17 protein-coding genes and 1 pseudogene are annotated in these 19576 nt (G+C 64.8%); 6 read left to right on the forward strand and 12 right to left on the reverse strand.

Annotation, left to right across the window (positions count from 1 at the left end):
• Positions 1–4: 4 nt before the first annotated feature.
• The gene (locus ACRQ5J_RS22530; protein WP_432379966.1) at positions 5–2314 is read right to left on the reverse strand and encodes a TonB-dependent receptor domain-containing protein; all 2310 of its coding nucleotides are present in this window, start codon (positions 2312–2314) and stop codon (positions 5–7) included.
• Positions 2315–2456: 142 nt separating this feature from the next.
• Here ACRQ5J_RS22530 and ACRQ5J_RS22535 point away from each other — a divergent pair, with 142 nt between their 5' ends.
• The gene (locus ACRQ5J_RS22535; protein WP_432379968.1) at positions 2457–2897 is read left to right on the forward strand and encodes a hypothetical protein; all 441 of its coding nucleotides are present in this window, start codon (positions 2457–2459) and stop codon (positions 2895–2897) included.
• On the opposite strand, the gene ACRQ5J_RS22540 is transcribed toward ACRQ5J_RS22535, so the two are convergent.
• From ACRQ5J_RS22540 to ACRQ5J_RS22585, 10 genes are all read right to left on the reverse strand, one after another.
• Positions 2898–3428 (reverse strand): gamma carbonic anhydrase family protein, encoded by a 531-nt coding sequence (locus tag ACRQ5J_RS22540; protein ID WP_432379970.1) that lies wholly within the window; start codon positions 3426–3428, stop codon positions 2898–2900.
• Between the two features lie 8 nt (positions 3429–3436).
• Positions 3437–4222 (reverse strand): hypothetical protein, encoded by a 786-nt coding sequence (locus ACRQ5J_RS22545; RefSeq protein WP_432379972.1) that lies wholly within the window; start codon positions 4220–4222, stop codon positions 3437–3439.
• Between the two features lie 54 nt (positions 4223–4276).
• On the reverse strand, positions 4277–4909 hold the full coding sequence (locus tag ACRQ5J_RS22550) for a glutathione S-transferase (protein ID WP_432379974.1): 633 nt from the start codon (positions 4907–4909) through the stop codon (positions 4277–4279).
• 52 nt (positions 4910–4961) lie between these two features.
• The gene (locus ACRQ5J_RS22555; protein WP_432379975.1) at positions 4962–5903 is read right to left on the reverse strand and encodes a L,D-transpeptidase family protein; all 942 of its coding nucleotides are present in this window, start codon (positions 5901–5903) and stop codon (positions 4962–4964) included.
• A gap of 55 nt (positions 5904–5958) precedes the next feature.
• The gene (locus ACRQ5J_RS22560; RefSeq protein ID WP_432379977.1) at positions 5959–6276 is read right to left on the reverse strand and encodes a VOC family protein; all 318 of its coding nucleotides are present in this window, start codon (positions 6274–6276) and stop codon (positions 5959–5961) included.
• 61 nt (positions 6277–6337) lie between these two features.
• Positions 6338–7144, reverse strand: a complete 807-nt coding sequence (locus tag ACRQ5J_RS22565) for a hypothetical protein (protein ID WP_432379979.1) — start codon at positions 7142–7144, stop codon at positions 6338–6340.
• Between the two features lie 8 nt (positions 7145–7152).
• Entirely contained in the window at positions 7153–7482 is a 330-nt protein-coding gene (ftsB, locus tag ACRQ5J_RS22570) for a cell division protein FtsB (protein ID WP_432379981.1), read from the reverse strand.
• 42 nt (positions 7483–7524) lie between these two features.
• A complete protein-coding gene (eno, locus tag ACRQ5J_RS22575) occupies positions 7525–8808 on the reverse strand; it encodes a phosphopyruvate hydratase (protein WP_432379983.1) in 1284 nt (427 codons plus the stop codon).
• Between the two features lie 197 nt (positions 8809–9005).
• Positions 9006–9860, reverse strand: a complete 855-nt coding sequence (kdsA, locus tag ACRQ5J_RS22580; RefSeq protein ID WP_432379985.1) for a 3-deoxy-8-phosphooctulonate synthase — start codon at positions 9858–9860, stop codon at positions 9006–9008.
• Complete coding sequence (locus ACRQ5J_RS22585) at positions 9857–11521, reverse strand: CTP synthase (protein WP_432379986.1); 1665 nt, start codon at positions 11519–11521, stop codon at positions 9857–9859. The genes kdsA and ACRQ5J_RS22585 overlap by 4 nt, the downstream gene beginning before the upstream one ends.
• Before the next feature lie 144 nt (positions 11522–11665).
• Here ACRQ5J_RS22585 and ACRQ5J_RS22590 point away from each other — a divergent pair, with 144 nt between their 5' ends.
• The gene (locus tag ACRQ5J_RS22590) at positions 11666–12085 is read left to right on the forward strand and encodes a PRC-barrel domain-containing protein (protein WP_432379988.1); all 420 of its coding nucleotides are present in this window, start codon (positions 11666–11668) and stop codon (positions 12083–12085) included.
• Entirely contained in the window at positions 12085–12261 is a 177-nt protein-coding gene (locus ACRQ5J_RS22595) for a hypothetical protein (protein ID WP_432379990.1), read from the forward strand. The genes ACRQ5J_RS22590 and ACRQ5J_RS22595 overlap by 1 nt, the downstream gene beginning before the upstream one ends.
• Here ACRQ5J_RS22595 and ACRQ5J_RS22600 read toward each other — a convergent pair.
• A pseudogene (locus ACRQ5J_RS22600) lies at positions 12258–15424 on the reverse strand (error-prone DNA polymerase). The gene ACRQ5J_RS22595 and the pseudogene ACRQ5J_RS22600 sit on opposite strands and share 4 nt — an antisense overlap.
• Positions 15425–15638: 214 nt before the next feature.
• Between ACRQ5J_RS22600 and ACRQ5J_RS22605 the strand changes: the two are divergent.
• From ACRQ5J_RS22605 to ACRQ5J_RS22615, 3 genes are all read left to right on the forward strand, one after another.
• Entirely contained in the window at positions 15639–16130 is a 492-nt protein-coding gene (locus tag ACRQ5J_RS22605) for a PhzF family phenazine biosynthesis protein (protein WP_432379991.1), read from the forward strand.
• 418 nt (positions 16131–16548) lie between these two features.
• Positions 16549–18867, forward strand: a complete 2319-nt coding sequence (locus ACRQ5J_RS22610; protein WP_432383713.1) for a TonB-dependent receptor plug domain-containing protein — start codon at positions 16549–16551, stop codon at positions 18865–18867.
• 217 nt (positions 18868–19084) lie between these two features.
• Positions 19085–19567 (forward strand): DUF2844 domain-containing protein, encoded by a 483-nt coding sequence (locus ACRQ5J_RS22615; protein WP_432379993.1) that lies wholly within the window; start codon positions 19085–19087, stop codon positions 19565–19567.
• Positions 19568–19576 lie beyond the last annotated feature (9 nt).

The following is a 19576-nucleotide window of genomic DNA, read 5'->3' on the forward strand; positions in this document are numbered from 1 at the left end:
CTCCTTAGTAGATCACTTTGAGGTTGAATGCGTAGTTGCGGCCAGGACGCGCCTGGCGTTCGATGTCGGCCAGCGTGGTCGAGCTGGTGCCGGCCACCAGGCTGCGCACCGAGGCGTAGTCCCAGTATTTCTTGTCGCCGATGTTGTACACGCCGCCGCTCAAGGTGACGTGCTGGTTGATGTTCCAGTAGGCTGTCAGGTCGAGCACGCTGTAGCCGGGCACGTCGAACAGCGTGGCGGTGCCGCCGGTCAGCACGTCGCCGGCGGCGCGCTTGCCGCGCGCGGTGCTGGCGGTCAGGGCGCCGCCGAGGCGCTCGTCGTCATAGGCGAAGCTGGCGTTGGCCTTGTACGGCTGCACCGACGCCAGGTCGGCTTGCTTGCCGGTCCTGGTGTTTTCCGCCTTGCCCTTGGAGGCGCCGGCCGCCAGGTTGACGCTGAAGCCCTTCATGGTTGGCAGCCACTGGCCCAGCGCGAAGCGCGAGCTGAATTCGACGCCATAGATGCGCGCCTTGCCGACGTTCTCCGGACGGAACAGGCCCTGCGTGATGGTCGGGTAGTTGACCGGATCGGCCGGCTGCGCGACGTATTCGATGAAGTTGCTGTAGCGGGTGTTGAACACCGAGGCGCTGAATTCCACGCCGGCCGTAGGCGCGCCTTTCAGGCCCAGCTCGAAGGCCTTGCTGGTTTCCTTGTCCAGATTCGCGTTGCCCAGCACGGCGTAGCCGTTGCCGGCGCCGGTGTAGCTGAACGAGTCGTAGGTGCCGGTGCGCTCGGCTGCCGACGGCAGGCGCGTGCCGCGCGAGTATTGCGCGTAGGCGTTGAAGTTGGGCGTCAGCTCCACCGACAGGTTCAGCGACGGCGTCAGCGTGGAATCGGTTTCTTGCTTGATTTCCCTGGCGGCGGCCGGCACGGCAACCACGTATTTGTCCAGGTTCTTCGGCGACAGCTTGCGGTGCTCGGCGCGCAGGCCCGGCGTCAGCGTCGCCTGGTGGCCGGCCAGCGGGAAGCCGAACTCGCCGCGCACATAGGCGGCGTACTTGTCGGTGTCCATGTCGATCATGCGTTCCTTGGTCATGTACTGGTGCGCGCCGGTGGCGACCACCAGCCGGTCCTCGCTCCACGGACGGCGGCTTTCCAGGCGCTCGTACTGGACGCCGTAGTTCAGCAGGTTGCCGCCGCCCAGCTGCTTGCTGGCGTCCATGGCGATGCCTTTGCTGTCGTTGTAGTAGCCGGTGTTGATGTCGCGCACATAGCGCTGGCCGCCGCTGACGTAGGCGGCGTGCGTCAGGTCTTCCACTTCGGCTTTTTGCGTGTACAGCTTGGTTTCCAGCAGGTCGAACAGCGCCGCGCCGGACGGCGCCCATTGGTGCTCGACACTGAAGCGGTTGCGCCGGGTGTCGGACTGCTGGGCGACGCCGTTCGGATACAGCGCGCTGGTCTTGTTGACGTACTGGCGGTCGTGTCCCGACTTGAAGCTGTCGATGGTGAAGTTCAGCTTCTGGTCGCGGGCGATGGTCCAGTGCAGCTTGGCCAGCACGGCGTCCGAATCCCAGTCTTCCGGATTCAGCGGCGCGCTGCTGGTGCTGTCCGGCTGTTCGCCGCTGCGGTGCACGGCGACGATCAGCGCTTTCAGCTGCGGGTTGATTTCAGTGGCGGCGTTGACGGCGTGGACGCGGCTCTTGCGGTCCGAGGTGTAGCCGAAGCGGTAGTCGGCGTAGACCTTGCGGGTGTCGCTGAGGAAGTCTTCCGGCGACTTGGTGACAAACGAGACCGCGCCGCCCAGGCCCGGCGACCCCGGGCCGGCCGGGCTGGCGCCGGAACCGATGCGCACTTCGCGGAAGGTTTCCGGATCGAAGTAATCGCGGCCGATGCCGAAGGCGTTGTTGGCGGTGCCGTCCGGCTTGGAGGCGGCGTCCGGCAGCGAGATGCCGTCCAGGTCGAGCGCCACGCGGTTGCCCTCGACGCCGCGGATGTTGATGCCGGTGTTGTTGGCGCTGTCCCACACGCTGCCGCCGCCGCTGGCGGCCGCCGGCACGCTGATCAGCGGCGAGTAGCGGGCAATGTTGGACATGTCGATCGCATTGTTGCGCTCGAGCTGGCGCGCGCCGATGACCACGGTGTTGCCGTTGCGCGTGGCGTTGAGTTCGTCGCGCTTGGCCTGGACCAGGATTTCCGACAGTTCACCGGCGGACTGGGCTTGCTGCGCCGCCGCCGGCAGGGCGGCAGCAACGCCGAGCATCACCAGCAGCGCGGCGCGGACGTGGAGGGACAAAGGCGCGGCCTGCTGCCGGGCGCCCGTATAGGTAGCGACCATAGTTTTCCAAGAGAGTGGGAGTTATCGAACGGCTGGCTCTCGGAAGAAACGATCGCTGGCAAAGCAAGCATCCTAACAATAATGATTCTCATTTACAAGGAATATTATCGTCAAGATTGGTAAATCCGCTACAATCTGTATCATGAACCGCGTTTCACTGACGATGCCCGCCACCACCGCCGGCCATGCCCGCCGGCGCACGGCCGCCGTCGCGGCGACGCTGGCCGGCGCGGGCGCAGGCGCCGTGCTGGCGCTGTGGCTGATGGTGTTGTGGCCGCTGGCGCTGAGCCTGGCGGCGGTGCTGGCGTTTGGCTGGCTGATGCAGACGCAGCCGCTGGTGCCGCATGTCGAATATTTTTCGGCCGACGAGGACGGCCTGCGCTACGTCCATGCCGACGGCCGCGTGGCGCGCTACCAGTGGACGGAGATTCTGAGCGTGAGCGCGGCCAAGGGCGGCCTGGCGCTGGAAACCGGACGCGGCGCGCAGAAAGGCGCCACGCTGATGCTGGCGATGCGCTCCGAGGCCGACTGCCGCGCGGCGGCCAACGCGGCCGCGCACTGGCTGGCCGCCTATCGCGTGTGATCAGCCGGCCAGGTAGTTGTTCTTCACCCGCACATAGTGCTCGGCGGAATACTTGAGGTAGGCGATTTCCTCGGCCGTCAGCGCCCTCACCTTCTGCGCCGGGCGGCCGACGTACAAATGGCAGCTTTCCAGCACCTTCCCCGGCGGCACCAGGCTGCCGGCGCCGACCATCACCCGGTCCTGCACCACCACGTCGTCCATGATGATGGCGGCCATGCCGATCAGGCATTCGTTGCCGATGCGGCAGCCGTGCAACATGGCCTGGTGGCCGATGGTGACGTAGTCGCCGATGATCAGCGGCGAACCGTCCGGCTTGTTGTCGTTCTTGTGCGAGACGTGGCCCATGGCGAAGTCCTGCACATTGCTGCAGTCGCCGATGACGATGCGGTTGACGTCGCCACGCAGCACGGTGTTGCACCAGATCGAGCAATCCTTGCCGACGGTGACATCGCCGATCACCTGCGCCGACGGGTGCAGGTACAGGCCTTCGCCAAGCTGCGGCGTGGTGTTGAGATAGGAAGTGACAGCCATGGAAATCCTTATTTGCGGGAATATTTGCTCAGCATACCGCCCAGTTCGTTCTGATGCGAGGCCATCCACGTCCACACCGCCTCCACCTGCTCGCGGTGCGCGGCGTAATACGCCGGGTTGGTGGCCAGCCACAGGTTGCCGCTGAACAGCGGCACGCGCAGGCGCACCACCTCGCTGCCGTAGCGCTCGGCGATGGCCTGGTCCATATCGCCGGCCATGCCGACCGTCAGCGCCACGCCGTCGACGCGCCGGAGTTTGAGCTTGCCGACATTGCTTTCCAGGTCGCGCCCGCCCTCATCGACCTTGATGCCGGCCTCGCGCAGCGCATCGGCGTAAGGCGCGCCGTACGGGACGCCGATCACGCGGCCCTGGAAGTAGCGCGGCGTTGGCGTGTCCGCCGGCAACTGGTCGGCTCCGCGCACCAGCACGATGATGCTGGTGTGGATGGCGCGGTTGCGGTCCGGCGCGCCGGTGCGGTCGCGCGGCAGCACCACGTCCGGCGGCAATTCCGCGCGTTCCTCGATCGGCAGGTAATCGATGGCGCCGCTTTGCAGCGCCAGCCGCAGCCGGTGCGCCGGCAGCCTGACGAATTGCAGCGGACAGGGAATGGCGGCAGCGCCGGCGGCGCGCAGGTAATCGACGGCGACGCCGGGCGGGTCCGGCACCTCGCTGCCCTTGCCCAGCCAGTACGGCGGCCGGTCCTGGTCCATATAGCCGATGCGGACCGGTGGACAGGCGGCCTGGGCGCCGAAGATGAAGAACAGGGACAACACAAATAGAACGCGGCGCGACATGACAAAAAGACTTTGCTTATGACAAAGCCTGAATTATAGCTGCCGGATTGGCAATCACCCCTGATATGTTCCGTCGCCGTGCGGCGCGGCGCGGAATTCCGGCAGCTGCTCCGCCTGGCGCGAGTAGTCGGCCAGCGCCGGATAGCTGGAAGCCGGCGCGGCGTCCGGCACCATCTGCTGGATGAAGTGCCAGGTGACGGCCATCATCACGCCCGGCGGCGGCATGGTGTCGCTGGTGACGCCGAGCGGCTCGCGCGCCTGTTCTTCCTCCAGCGTGTCCAGCGCCGCGCGGAGTTGCAGGATGATGCGGTCGGCCCACGGCTGGTGCAGCTTTTCCGCCGGCCGCAGCTGGCGCTCGTAGTACAGCTGCACCGCCTTGTCGCAGGCGGCCAGCGCCAGCCCCAGCAGGCGCTGCGAGCGCCACAGCTCGGTCGGCATGGTCGGCGTGCGGCGCAGCGCCGGGCGGGCGATGTATTCGGCGTATTGCAGGATCAGCGTGGAGTCCATCAGCGGCACGCCCTCTTCGTCGAGCAGGGTCGGCGCCTTGACCACCGGATTGATCTCGCGGAACTGGTCGAAGGTGCGGAACACCGACAGCGACTGGTGCTCGAACTTCAGCCCCAGCAGCTGCAACGACACCGCCACGCGGCGGACATAAGGCGAATCCAGCATCCCGATCAGTTTCATGACGACTCCTTTATAAGAGCCCCCATCTTAGCGCGCCGGATGCCGTTTGTCGCTAGGCTTGCAGCAGGACCGCCGCGCCGCGGCCCAGCGAGCGCACCACTTGCAGCACGTCCCAGTTGGTCAGGCGGATGCAGCCGTGGGATTGGGTCTTGCCGATCTTGCCCGGCTCCGGCGTGCCGTGGATGCCGTAGTGGTCGATGCTGAGGTCGATCCACGCGAGGCCGACCGGGTTGTTCGGGCCGGGCGCGATGCGCGCCTTGGTTTCGCCGGCCTTGGCGTCCCAGAACAGTTTCGGGTTGTAGCGGTATTCGGGACTGGTGGCCACGCCCAGCACGCTCCAGCGGCCTTCCGGCAGCGGGTCGTGCTTGCTGCCGGTGCTGGCCGGGAATTGCGCGAACGGCGTGCCGCCGGCGTCCAGCAGCGTCAGCGTGCCTTCCCTGGCGTCGACCAGCACCGAAGCGGCCTTCGGCAGGGGCTTCATGATGCCCACGTTCGGCACCAGCAATTGCTCGCCGACCTTGCTGAACTTCTTGCCCGGATTGAGGCGGCGCAGCAGCTCCGGGCTGCAATGGAAGCGCTCGCCCAGCGCCTCGGCCAGGCTGGCGTAGCCGAGCATGGGCAGCCTGGCCTTGCCCGCCATGTCGGCCGGCACCGGCTTGTAGGGGCCGGCGACATCCCTGGCGGTGACGGTGTAGACCCCCAGCACCGGCGCCTGGTCGCGCTCCAGCGCCTTCCACGTGGCGGCGTCGATATTGCCGCTGACGGTCAGCTGGTTCAGTTTCTGGAAGCCGCGGATGGCGTGGCGCAGATTGCTGCCGTAGGCGCCATCCATCTCGCCCGGCGAAAAGTGTGCGCGGTCCAGCAGCACTTGCGCGCGCAAGACATTCGGGCCGCTCGACTTGGGCAACACCGGCCTGGCGCGCTGCGCCGCGCTCAGGGTGTCGGCCGCCGACAACGCCGGCTCGGCGGCATGGGCGCTGGAAACTGCCAGCATCACTGCAAAAAATAAGACTCTCAAACCAGACTCGGATAAAACCAGGGAGCTTATTTTAGCCGACCGGACGATTGATGACTGCTTCGATACGATGGCCGTCCGGATCGATCAGGAAGGCGGCGTAGTAGTGATCGCCATAGTCCGCGCGCAGGCCGGCGGCGCCGTTGTCCACGCCGCCGGCCTTGATGCCAGCGGCATGAAACGCATCCACCGCCGCGCGCGATGGCGCGGCAAAGGCCAGGTGCGCACCGTCGCCGGGCGGCGCGGCATTCGGCCGCAGTTTCAGGCACAGCAGGTCGTTGTCGTCTTCCACGCCGTAGCCGATGGCGGTGTCGTCCTCGAACACGCGGCGCAAGCCCAGCGCGCCGAGCACGGCGTCATAAAGGCGGCGGCGCGCGCCAGATCGCGCACGCCAAAGGAAATGTGGTGGAGCATCAGTTTTTGGTATAGCGTTGCATGACGTAGCCGAGGCGGCCACGGTTGGTGTCGAGCCAGGTCCAGAGCGCTTCGGCCTGGCGCGGATGGGCATGATAGAAGCTGTCGTTGAAGGCCAGCCACAGGCGGACGTTGAGCAGCGGCTGCGGCAGTTGTTCGATGCTGCCCTTGTACCTGGCCAGCGTCTGTTGCAGGTGGGCCGGCGCCACGGCAGCCACCACCACGCCGTCCACCCGGCCCAGCCTGAGCTTTTCGATATTGCGCTCCAGGTCGCGCGCGCCGTCGTCCAGCGTCAGGCCGGCTTCGCGCAGGCGCGGCGTGTAGCTGTTGCCCATCGGGATGCCGAGCGTCTTGCCCTTGAAATACTGCATCGGATTGGTGTTGGCCGGCAGCCTGTCGCTGGAACGCACCAGCACCAGCACCTGGTTGTGCAGCGCGCGCTTGAGGTCGATATTGCCGGCCTTGTCGCGCGGCAGCGCGATCTCGGCCGGATAGAAGCTCAGTTCGCCCATCGGCGCCAGGTCGATATCGCCGGCGGCCAGCGCCACCCGCAGCCGCGCGGCCGGCAGCCGGACCCAGATCGGCGTGCAGCCGAAGCCGGCGCCGAGCACGGCGTCGCGGATCAGGTCCACCGCCGCGCCGGGCGGGTCGGGCACCTTGTCGCCTTCGCCCAGCCAGTATGGCGGGCGGTGCTGGTCGACATAGCCGACGCGGATCGGAATGCAGGTCTTGCCCGGATCGGGCATGGCGAAAACGGAACCGGTAACCACAGCGAACATCAGCAACAGGCCAGCACGCAGCGTCATCGGTTTTCTCAGTGTTGTGGAGGTTCGGCCGGCTTGGGTGCCAGCGGCGCCAGCGCGGCCGCCTGGCCCTTGCCGACTATCTGAACGAAGATTTCGTTCTGCTTGATCATGCTCAGTTCGTAGCGGGCCCGTTCCTCGACCGCGCCGGTGCCGTCCTTCAGGTCGCGCACTTCGGAGTCGAGCTTGGCGTTGCGGGCGATCAGCTCGGCGTTCTTCTTGTGCGCCTCATTGACCTGCGCCTCGAAATCCTTGACGCGCAGCCAGCCGCCCTTCCCCAGCCACAGCGGGTATTGGATCAACAGCAGCAGGAAAGCCAGGGCGAGCGTAATCAGGCGCATGAATCGTCAAGCGGCCGGATTGCTCCGGCCGCGCTTGCTTAATTACTTCAGATTATAGAACGCGTCGCGGCCCGGGTAGGAAGCGATATCGCCCAGGTCTTCCTCGATGCGCAGCAGCTGGTTGTACTTGGCCATGCGGTCCGAGCGCGACATCGAGCCGGTCTTGATCTGCAGCGCGTTGGTGCCCACGGCGATATCGGCGATGGTCGAATCCTCGGTTTCGCCGGAACGGTGCGAGATCACGGCGGTGTAGCCGGCGCGCTTGGCCATTTCGATGGCGGCGAAGGTTTCGGTCAGGGTGCCGATCTGGTTGATCTTGATCAGGATCGAGTTGGCGATGCCTTTCTGGATGCCTTCCTTCAGGATCTTGGTGTTGGTGACGTACAGGTCGTCGCCGACCAGCTGCACTTTCTTGCCCAGTTCCTTGGTCAGGATGGCCCAGCCTTCCCAGTCGCCCTCGTGCATCGCGTCCTCGATCGAGATGATCGGGTACTTGTCGCACCAGGTCGCCAGCAGGTTGGTGAACTCGGTGGCGGTCAGCGACAGGCCCTCGCCTTCCAGCTCGTATTTGCCGTCCTTGTAGAACTCGGAGGCGGCGCAGTCCAGGCCGAGCGCGATCTGGGTGCCTGGCTCGTAGCCGGCTTCCTCGATCGCCTGGATGATCAGCTTGATCGCCTCTTCGTGGTTGGCCAGCGATGGCGCGAAGCCGCCTTCATCGCCGACGGCCGTGTTCAGGCCCTTCTTGTGCAGGATTTTCTTCAGCGTGTGGAACACTTCGGCGCCATAACGGACGGCTTCCTTGAACGACGGCGCGCCCACTGGAATGATCATGAATTCCTGGATGTCCAGGTTGTTGTCGGCGTGCGCGCCGCCGTTGATCACGTTCATCATCGGCACCGGCAGCTGCATCGCGCCCGAACCGCCGAAATAGCGGTACAGCGGCAGGCCGGCTTCCTCGGCGGCGGCCTTGGCCACGGCCATCGACACCGCCAGCATGGCGTTGGCGCCCAGGCGCGATTTGTTTTCGGTGCCGTCCAGGTCGATCAGAGTGCGGTCCAGGAACGCTTGCTCATTGGCGTCCAGGCCCATGATAGCTTCCGAGATTTCGGTGTTGATGTTTTCGCAGGCTTTCAGCACGCCCTTGCCGAAGTAGCGCTTCGGATCGCCGTCGCGCAGCTCGATCGCTTCGCGCGAGCCGGTCGAGGCGCCCGACGGCACGGCCGCGCGGCCCATGACGCCCGATTCCAGCAGCACGTCGCATTCAACGGTGGGATTGCCGCGCGAGTCGATTACTTCACGGCCGATAATATCAACGATAGCACTCATGTCATTCTCCAAAGTTAGGCAAAGCGGCGTCGCGACGCATTCTGGTGCGCGTGGCGGACGAAATAAAGGGAATTGTACCCGGTCAAGACAAGATTGCTAAATATTCCACACGCAACTGTGGCTTTAGCCCCCGTCATTCCCGCGCAGGCGGGAATCCATACTTGGCATGGATTCCCGCCTTCGCGGGAATGACGGTCCTAGCTGAAGCTGTTTTCGAGGAAGCCCGCTTTTTTGGTGACGCGGTCCAGCTCGATCAGCACCGACAGCAAATCCTTCATGCGGCCCAGCGGCACGGCGTTCGGGCCGTCCGACAGCGCTTCGGCCGGATTCGGGTGGGTTTCCATGAACAGGCCGTCGACGCCGACCGCCACCGCCGCGCGCGACAGCACCGGCACCATCTCGCGCATGCCGCCCGACGAGGTGCCGTTACCGCCCGGCAGCTGCACCGAGTGGGTCGCATCGAACACCACCGGCGCGCCCGATTCGCGCATGATGGCCAGCGAGCGCATGTCCGACACCAGGTTGTTGTAGCCGAACGAGGCGCCGCGTTCGCAGGCCATGAAGTTGTCGGCGTTCAGCCCCTTGGCCTCGGCGGCCGCGCGCGCCTTGGCGATCACGTGCTTCATGTCGCCCGGCGCCAGGAACTGGCCCTTCTTGATGTTGACCGGCAGGCCCGATTCGGCGCAGGCGACGATGAAGTCGGTCTGGCGGCACAGGAAGGCCGGCGTCTGCAGCACGTCCACCACTTTCGAGGCCACCTCGATGTCCTCGATCGAGTGCACATCGGTCAGCACCGGCACTTGCAGCTCGCGCTTGACGTCGGCCAGGATCTGCAGGCCCTGCTCGCGGCCGGGACCGCGATACGAGGTGCCCGACGAGCGGTTGGCCTTGTCGAACGAAGCCTTGAAGATGAAAGGAATGCCCAGTTCGCTGGTCATCTCTTTCAGCGCGCCGGCGGTGTCGAAGGCCATCTGGCGCGATTCGACGACGCAGTTACCGGCGATCAGGAAGAACGGTTGGTCCAGTCCAACGTCGAATCCGCACAGTTTCATGCCGCCTCTCCTTGCTGTTCAGCGCCAGCCGCCTTGTGCGCCAGCGCCGCCTTGATGTAGGACGTGAACAGCGGGTGGCCGTCACGCGGGGTCGATTTGAATTCCGGGTGGTACTGCACGCCCATATACCATGGGTGCGCATTGTCGCCGCTGCGTGGCAGCTCCATGATTTCGCACAGGTCTTCGGTCGGCGTGCGGGCCGCCACCACCAGGCCGGCCGCTTCCACGCGCGGCAGGTAGTGGTTGTTGGCCTCGTAGCGGTGGCGGTGACGCTCGGTCACCACGGCGCCGTAGATTTCCGACGCCAGCGTGCCCGGCTTGATGGCGCAGGTCTGCGCGCCCAGGCGCATGGTGCCGCCCAGGTCGGAGTTCTCGTCGCGCTTCTCGACCTTGCCGTCCTGGCCTTGCCATTCGTCGATCAGGGCCACCACCGGTTGCGGCGTCGCCAGGTCGAACTCGGTCGAATTGGCTTCGCTCAGGCCGGCCTTGTGGCGCGCGTATTCGATCAGCGCGACCTGCATGCCGAGGCAGATGCCGAGGTAGGGAATCTTGTTTTCACGGGCGAACTGGGCCGCCATGATCTTGCCCTCGACGCCGCGCTTGCCGAAGCCGCCCGGCACCAGGATGGCGTCGAACTTGGCCAGGTTGGCGCAGCCGGTGGTTTCGATCTCTTCCGAGTCGATGTACTCGATGTTGACCTTCGACTCGGTGTGAATGCCGGCGTGGCGCAGCGCCTCGGTCAGCGATTTGTACGACTCGGTCAGCTCGACGTACTTGCCGACCATGCCGATCGACACCTCGGTCTTCGGATGCTCTTGCGTGTAGATCAGCTTGCTCCAGACCGACAGGTCGGCCGGCGCCGGGTTGAGGTCCAGCGCCTCGCAGATGATCGCGTCCAGGCCCTGGTCGTGCAGCATCTGCGGCACTTTGTAGATGGTGTCGACGTCCCACACGGAAATCACGGCCTGCTCTTCGATGTTGGAGAACAGCGAGATCTTGGCGCGCTCGTCGTCCGGAATGCGGCGGTCGGCGCGGCACAGCAGCGCGTTCGGCGAGATGCCGATTTCACGCAGTTTCTGTACCGAGTGCTGGGTCGGCTTGGTTTTCAGCTCGCCGGCCGAGGCGATGTACGGCACCAGCGTCAGGTGCACGAAGGCGGTGTTCTTGCGGCCGGCGCGCAGGCTCAGCTGGCGTGCGGCTTCCAGGAACGGCAGCGACTCGATGTCGCCGACGGTGCCGCCGATTTCGCACAGGGCCACGTCGTAGCCTTCGGCGCCGCGGCGGATGTAGTCCTGGATTTCATTGGTGATGTGCGGAATCACCTGCACGGTCTTGCCCAGGTATTCGCCGCGGCGTTCCTTGCGGATCACCGATTCGTAGATCTGGCCGGTGGTGAAGTTATTCACCTTTTTCATACGGGTGCTGATGAAGCGCTCGTAGTGGCCCAGATCGAGGTCGGTCTCGGCGCCGTCGTCGGTGACGAACACTTCGCCGTGTTGCATGGGGGACATGGTGCCCGGATCGACGTTGATGTACGGATCCAGTTTGAGCATGGTGACTTTGAGGCCGCGCGATTCGAGGATCGCGGCGAGGGAGGCGGCGGCAATCCCTTTACCAAGGGAAGACACAACGCCACCGGTGACGAAGACAAATTTGGTCATTGCGGATGGTGCCGAACGGCACATGCGGGAAATTGAAATTATATCCTAAAACGCCTGAATCTTCATCTGCCGTGTGCATCAGCGTACAGACTCGACTTGCCGAAAAGACCAAAATAATAACTCAATAATGAAAGGAGATTCATGATGAGCTACGAAGATCGTGATCAATATGGCATGTATGTGGACAACGGCCACAAGGGTCCCGGCCCCGAGCTGATGGGCGCCGACACGCTGATCGGCGACCACGTCCACAACCTGAAAAACGAGCACCTGGGCGAGATCAAGGAAATCATGCTCGACATGCGCACCGGCAAGATCGCCTACGCGGTCATGGCCCACGGCGGCGTGCTGACCATCGGCGAAAAGCTGTTTGCCGTGCCATGGGAAGCGCTGACGCTGGACACCGTCAACAAGCGCTTCACGCTCAATATCGACAAGGAGCGCATCGAGGCCGCGCCCGGCTTCGACAAGGACGACTGGCCGGACATGGCCAACCAGACCTGGGCCAGCCAGGTGCACAGCTACTACGGCATCGACCGCGACGTGCGGCCGGGAGCACGATAATGTTTGCCGCCATCCTGGTGCTGGCCGGCATCGCCGGTGTCGCGGGACACTGGATCTATCGCCACTACCTGCGACCGCCACGGCGGCTGCAGGACGGCATGCCCGTCATGCTCAGCAGTTGGGCCGACGGCCAGGAATCCATGGTGGCGGTACATTTGCGGCGTCGTTCACGCTAACAGAAATCCCGGCTCACGGTCGGCAGTCGCCCCAGCAGGTGCGACATGTCGACCAGCTGGTGGGCCACCAGGTGGCGCACCATGCCCTCCTGTTGCCACACCCCGTACACCCCCAGCAGCGGCGCCCCGAGCACCTCGCGCCGCTGCTTCTCCAGCAACGACGGCCAGATGATGACGTTGACGCTGCCCGTTTCATCCTCCAGTGTCATGAAAATCACGCCCTTGGCCGTGCCCGGCCGCTGGCGCACCGTGACCATGCCGCAGGCGCGCGCCACCATATTGCTGGTGTAGGTGTTGAGCGTGGCGGCCGGCATGAAGCGGCGCCGGGCCAGCGTGGCGCGCAGCAGCGCCACCGGATGGCGGCGCAAGGTCAGGCCGTGCGAGCGGTAGTCGCCGAGGATGTCCTCGCCTTCGCTGGGCGCGTCCAGCGCAGGCAGCGCCTCATCCAGTGCAGCGGGCCGCAGCAGATCCTTGTCCGGCACCGCGCCGACCGCCTGCCACAGCGCCTGCCGGCGATGACCGGACAGGCCGCGCAGCGCGTCGCCGCCGGCCAGCACGTGCAGCGCATGACGGTCCAGGTCGGCGCGGCGCGCCAGGTCGGCCACGCTGGCGAACGGCCGTGCCGCGCGCGCGTCTTCAATCCGCTGCGCCGCCTCGGCGCTCATCCCCTTCAGCATATTCAGCCCCAGCCGCACCGCCGGCTGTCCGCGCCGGCCGGCCGGCTCTTCCAGCGACGACTCCCAGCCGCTGATGGTGACGTCGATCTCGCGCACCACCACATCATGCTTCCTCGCATCCTGCACCAGCTGCGACGGGCTGTAAAAACCCATCGGCTGGCTGTTCAGCAGCGAGCACAAAAGGCTGCCGGCTCGTGGCACTTGATCCACGAGCTGGCATAGCTAAGCAGCGCAAAGCTGGCCGAATGCGATTCGGGAAAACCGTACTCGCCAAAGCCTTTGATCTGCTCGAAAATCGCCTCGGCAAACTCGATCTCGTAGCCGCGCTCCGTCATGCCGTCGACGATGCGGCGATGGTATTTATCGACCCCGCCCTTGCGCTTCCAGGCCGCCATCGCGCGCCGCAACTCATCGGCCTCGCCCTCGGTGAAACCGGCCGCGATCATGGCGATCTGCATCACCTGTTCCTGAAAAATCGGCACTCCCAGCGTGCGTTTCAGCGCCACCTCCAGGCCTGGGGGGCAATCCACCTCTTGCAGCCCCATGCGCCGTTGCAGGTAAGGATGCACCATGCCGCCCTGTATCGGCCCCGGCCGCACAATCGCCACCTCAACGACCAGATCGTAGAACTCCCTCGGACGCAATCGCGGCAGCATGCTCATCTGCGCGCGCGATTCGATCTGAAACACGCCGATGGTGTCGGCTTCGCAGATCATGTCGTACGTTGCGCTATCTTCGGCCGGGATGTCATAAATGCCGATTGGCCTACCGTGCCGGGCGCTGACCAACTCCAGCGCGCGCCGCAAGGCCGACAACATGCCCAGCGCCAGCACATCGACCTTCATCAGGCCCAGTTCTTCGAGATCATCCTTGTCCCACTGAATCACATGGCGCCCCTCCATGGTCGCGGCTTCGACCGGAACCAGCCGGGTGAGCTTCTCATGCGAGATCACGAAACCGCCAGGGTGCTGCGACAAATGGCGCGGAAAACCCAGCAACGCAACCGCCAGCGCGGCCCACTGCTGCGCCAGTTGCGACTCCGGGTCCAGGCCGCATTCGGCCAGCCGCGCCACCAGGTCATGCTTGCTGTCGAACCAGCGCTGCGACTTGCAGACTTTCTCGACGATGGCCAGGTCAACGCCCAGCGCCTTGCCACTGTCGCGCAGCGCGCTTTTCGGCCGGTAGCTGATGACGACCGCAGCCAGCGCGGCGCGGTCGCGGCCATATTTTTCGTAGATGTACTGGATCACCTCTTCCCGCCGCTGGTGCTCGAAGTCCACATCGATGTCGGGCGGCTCGTTGCGCTCTTTCGAAATGAAGCGGCCCATCAGCATGGTGCCGCGCGCCGGATCGACCGCGGTGACGCCGAGGCAGTAGCAAACGGCCGAATTGGCCGCCGAGCCGCGTCCCTGGCACAGGATGCCCTTGATCCGCGCAAACTTGACGATGTCGTACACAGTCAGGAAATACGACTCGTATTCCAGTTCCGCAATCAATGCCAGCTCGGTCTCAATCTGGGTGCGCACCTTGTCGGGAGCGCCTTGCGGCCAGCGACGCAACACGCCAAGCTCGACCTCCTGGCGTAAATAACTGGCGGGTGTATGGTCGGCCGGGATCAGCTCTTTCGGGTATTCGTAGCGCAACTCTGTCAGCTTGAAACTGCATTTCATCGCGATGCTCAGCGTTTCGGCCAAAGCAGCCGCAGGATACAGATTGGCCAGCTGCAGCCGTGGCCGCAAGTGCTGCTCGGCGTTCTGCGCCAGCGCGTAGCCGCATTCGGCGACCGGCTGGCCGACGCGGATCGCCGTCAGCGTATCCTGCATCGGCTTGCGCGACCGCACGTGCATGCAGACGTGGCCCACCGCAACCACCCGCATCCGGTGCTGCGTGGCCACCTCGGCAATACTGCTCCGATGCGCCTCGTCGAAGGAGCGCAGCAGCAGGTTCAGCCCCATCCAGGTGCGGCCAGGAAAGGTCGCCTCCATCCACGCCGCTTGCGCGTGCAACTGATCGACATCCTCGGGGCGGTAGGCCGGATATTCGGGCAGCAAGATCAGCAGGCAATCCGGCAGGCCTTGCAGGTGCGAAAACTCAGGCGGCGGCGCGGCCAGGTCGGCCGGCGTCAGCAGATAGCTGCCCTTGGCCACGCGGTTGCGGCCGATCGTAATCAGCTCGCACAGATTGCCATAGCCATTCTTGTTGCTTGCCAGCGCCACAAAGGACAAGCCGGGGCTGCCATCGGGATTGGTGAGGCGGAAATAGCTGCCGATAATCAGCGGCAACCCCGCCTCCCTGGCGGCGGCGTGAGCGCGCACTACGCCGGCCAGCGAGCATTCATCGGTAATGGCCAGCGCCGCATACTCCAGCTGCCGGGCGCGCGCGACCAGCTCCTCGGCGCGCGAAGCGCCTTGCAGGAATGAAAAATTGGACAAGCAGAACAGCTCGGCGTAAGCCGGCAGTGCTGCGGCGGGCGTGGTGGCACTCATGTTGAATACTGTATTTTTATACAGTATACTACACCCACTTCCCGCCAAGACTCAAGGTGCGACGTCGACGCGAACCATATTTCAAGACTCGACCGGTCAGCGTTGAATGGAACAGCTAACAACGGTAAAAATGCAGATACAGGAACTTCTTTGTTTTGGCGTGGCGCCGGGTGGCGGCAATGCGGCGCTAGTGGTGCGGGGAGATAACACTACCATGGAGCAACGCCAGCGCTTTGCCTGCCAGCGTGGCAAGCCGGCGTGCGTGTTTGTCGATTACGCGGCGGATGGCGGCGTGGTGCTGGATTATTTTTATCCGCATAAGCGCAGCCCGCTTTGCCTGCACGCCACGCTGGCGGCGGCGCGGGTGCTGCTGTCGCCTGAACAGCCAGAGCTGCAAGTGCGCACGGCCATGCACGAGCAGCAACTGACGCTGCTCCTGCGCGACGGCGAAGTCTATATCCAGCTGTCGCCAGAGCCGGCGCCGGTGGTCGAGATTGCCGCCGATTTGCCGGCGCGCTTGCTGGCCGCGTCCGACATCACGTTGCAATCAGCGCCGGTAATTGCCTCCGTTGGCAGTCCCAAGCTGCTGCTGGAAGTGGCCGACAGCGCGACGCTGCAGGCCCTGAGGCCCGACCTCCCCCTGATCGCCGCCTGGAGCCAGCGGCACGGTTGTCAGCGGCTGCTACGCCTGGTGCCGCCGCGATGACGGCGCTTTCGAGGGCCGCAACTTTAATCACCTCGATCCGGCGGCCGAAGACGGCGCCACCGGCGTGGCGGCGGGCGCGCTGACGGTCCACCTGCACGCCAGCCTTACTTTATTTCAAGGAGGCAACGTCGGCACGCCGTGCCGGCTGCGAACCGAGTACTTTCACGAACGAACTTTAATTGGTGGCAGGACCGAGTTTGCGTAGTGCTACGCAAGGGAAACACACCGGGAAACACAGCGCTGGAGCAGATATACAACACAAAATAATCTCCTCACGAAAAATCGCTATCAAATCGCATAGTTGTATAGGTAATTTGCATAGAATGAAATTTTTCAAGGGAGAAGACGCGTGCTCATAACAACACCACTACGTAAAGCCGTCTTGATCAGCCTGTACGGCGCCAGCGCCCTGGCCACCATGCCTGCCGTCACTTACGCGCAGTCCGACAACAGCATGCAATCGGTCAGCGTAGTGGGTTCGCGCCGCGCCACCAGTTCCGCCACCGACACCGTGGTGCCGGTCGATGTGATCCCGATGACCAAGGCCGGCGAGTCCGGCGGCCAGTTCGACCTGGCGCAGACGCTGACCTATGTTTCGCCCTCGTTCAACTCGACCCGCCAGACCGGCTCCGACGGCGCCGACCTGGTCGACTCGGCCGCGCTGCGCGGCCTCGGCTCGGACCAGACGCTGGTGCTGGTGAACGGCAAGCGCCGCCATACCACGGCGCTGGTCAACCTGTTCGGCGCGCGCAACCGCGGCAACACCGGCACCGATATGAACGCGATTCCGATGCTGGCCATCAAGGATGTGCAGGTGTTGCGCGACGGCGCCGCGGCCCAGTACGGCTCCGACGCCATCGCCGGCGTGATGGACATCGGCCTGAAAAAATCGAAGGGCTGCGAGGCGGTCACCGGTTATAGCCAGTACAGCGAAGGCGACGGCAAGAACTGGCTGGCCTCGGCCTACTGCGGCTTCGAGATCGGCAACAACGGCGTGCTCGGCATCACCGGCGAATACCTCGACCGCGGCCGCTCCAACCGCGCCGACGCCGGCAACCCGCGCACCATCGGCGACAGCAAGACCGAAAACCAGACCATTTACCTGAACGGCGAACTGCCGACCAGCGGCAGCGGCCGCCTGTACTTCACCGCCGGCGCGCAGAAGCGCGACGCCTCGTCCGGCGCCTGGGCGCGCGAAGGCATCGGCAGCGGCGACATCCCGTCGCGCAACTCGGCAGCGATGTACCCGAACGGCTTCGTGCCGTTCATCAACGCCCGCATCGACGATTACTACGCCATCCTCGGCCACCGCAACCAGCTGGGCGCGTGGAATATGGACCTGTCGCAGACCTACGGCAAGAACAAGATGATCTACGACATCAGCAACACGCTGAACGCGTCGATCGCCAACCAGGATTTGCTGGCCGGCGGCAAGGGCGTCAGCCCGAGCAGCTTCAACGCCGGCGGCTTCGCGTTTGAGCAGCTGACCACCAACCTCGACTTCAACCGCTACTTCGAAGGCGTCGCCGGCAACGGCCTGAACGTGGCTTTCGGCGGCGAGTACCGTCACGAGAACTACCAGATTTACGCCGGCGAAGCGGGTTCGTATATCGACGCCGACGGCGTCGGCAGCGGCGGCAACGCCGGCAGCCAGGGCTTCCCCGGCTTCCAGCCGGCCGACCGGGTCGACGCCAACCGCCACAGCGTGGCCGCCTACCTCGACCTCGAAGCGGACCTGAGCGACACCGTCAAGGCGCAGGGCGCGGTGCGCTACGAGAAATACAGCGACTTCGGTTCGACCACCACCGGCAAGCTGGCCGGCAGCTGGCGCGTGGCGCCGGGCGTGCTGCTGCGCGGTTCGGCCTCGACCGGCTTCCGCGCGCCCTCGCTGCAGCAGATGTATTTCTCGTCGACCTTCACCGACTTCATCGGCGGCGTGCCGACCGATGTGGTGCTGGCGCCTAACAACAGCGCCGTCACCAACCTGGCCGGCATTCCCAAGCTGACCAAGGAGAAGTCGACCAGCTTCACGCTGGGCACGACGTGGACGCCGACGCCGGCGCTGTCGGTCACCGCCGACCTGTACCAGATCAAGATCAAGGATCGCATCGTGCTGTCGGGCCGCTTCGACGAGGGCAACTATCCGGATCTGGCGACCAGGCTGGCGACGCTGGGCGTGGGCCAGGCGCAGTTCTTCGTCAACTCGGTCGACACCAGGACACGCGGCCTGGACCTGACCGCCTCGCACAAGGCCAGCTTCGGCGCCGACAAGCTCAACACCTTCCTCGCGCTCAACGTCAGCAAGACCGAGGTGACTGGCATTCATGCGCCGGCCTCGCTGCGCGGCTATGAGGATGTGCTGCTGTCGGAGAAGGAGCGGCTGTACATCGAGCAGGGCGCGCCGCGCTCGAAGGCGACGCTGGGCTTCGATTACACGCACGGCGCGTGGAACACCGACTTCAAAATCATCCACTTCGGCCCGCAGACGCTGGGCACGTACTCCGGCACCGCCAAAGGCGTGGCGAACCAGCACTACGATGCGAAGACGTCGGCCGACCTGGCGTTCACCTACAGCATCAACAAGAACATGAAGTTCTCGTTTGGCGGCAACAATATCTTCAACGTCAAGCCGACCACGCAGAGTCCGGATGAAACCGACAACGGCTTCAAGTACGAGTCGGTGCAGTTCGGCCTGAACGGCGCGTCCTACTTTGGCCGGCTGTACGTGAAGTTCTGAACTACCTCTATCGGGCCCGTTTGACGGGCCTGACGGGTCGGCGCCGCCATTGTGCTGGGCGGCACGGGGATTACCGTCACCATCCTCGTGCTCAACCACGTCACGCCGAAGGCGGCGCCCGCGCCGAAACTGTAACGTTTTCTTACATCTTTCTAACTTAACTCAACGCGGCCGCGTTCTACACTTCATTATCTTTATTTTCAGCAACGGAATTCCTATGCGCCGCGCGCTCACCCTGATGTTCATGCTGTCCATGCTGCAAGGCGCGCTCGCCTGGGCGGCGCTCGGCAGCGCGCCGTCCGATTTCGGCAACGGCGCCACGCAAACCAAGCTGGCCGCGCGCAGCCTGGCGGCCACCAGCGCCACCACCGCCGCCAGCAGCGCCGCCGCCGTCTACACGGTCAACCAGTCCACGCTCGACAGCGGCACCGTCGTGCGCGAATACATGGACGCCAGCAACATCGTCTTCGCCGTCAGCTGGAAAGGCCCGACCCTGCCCGACCTGCGCACGCTGCTCGGCGACAAATTCACCGTCATGACCGGCAACGCCGCCAAGCGGCCCAAGGCCGGCCACTCGCAACTGGCGGTCGACCAGTCCGACGTGGTGATCGTCTCCAACGGCCACATGCGCGCCTATGCCGGCAAGGCCTGGATACCGAGCGCGCTGCCGGCCGGCTTCGACACCTCGACCATCGAATAACAAGGAAGT

This window comes from Duganella sp. P38 (assembly GCF_050859475.1).
In the GTDB taxonomy this organism is placed as follows: Bacteria; Pseudomonadota; Gammaproteobacteria; order Burkholderiales; family Burkholderiaceae_D; genus Rugamonas.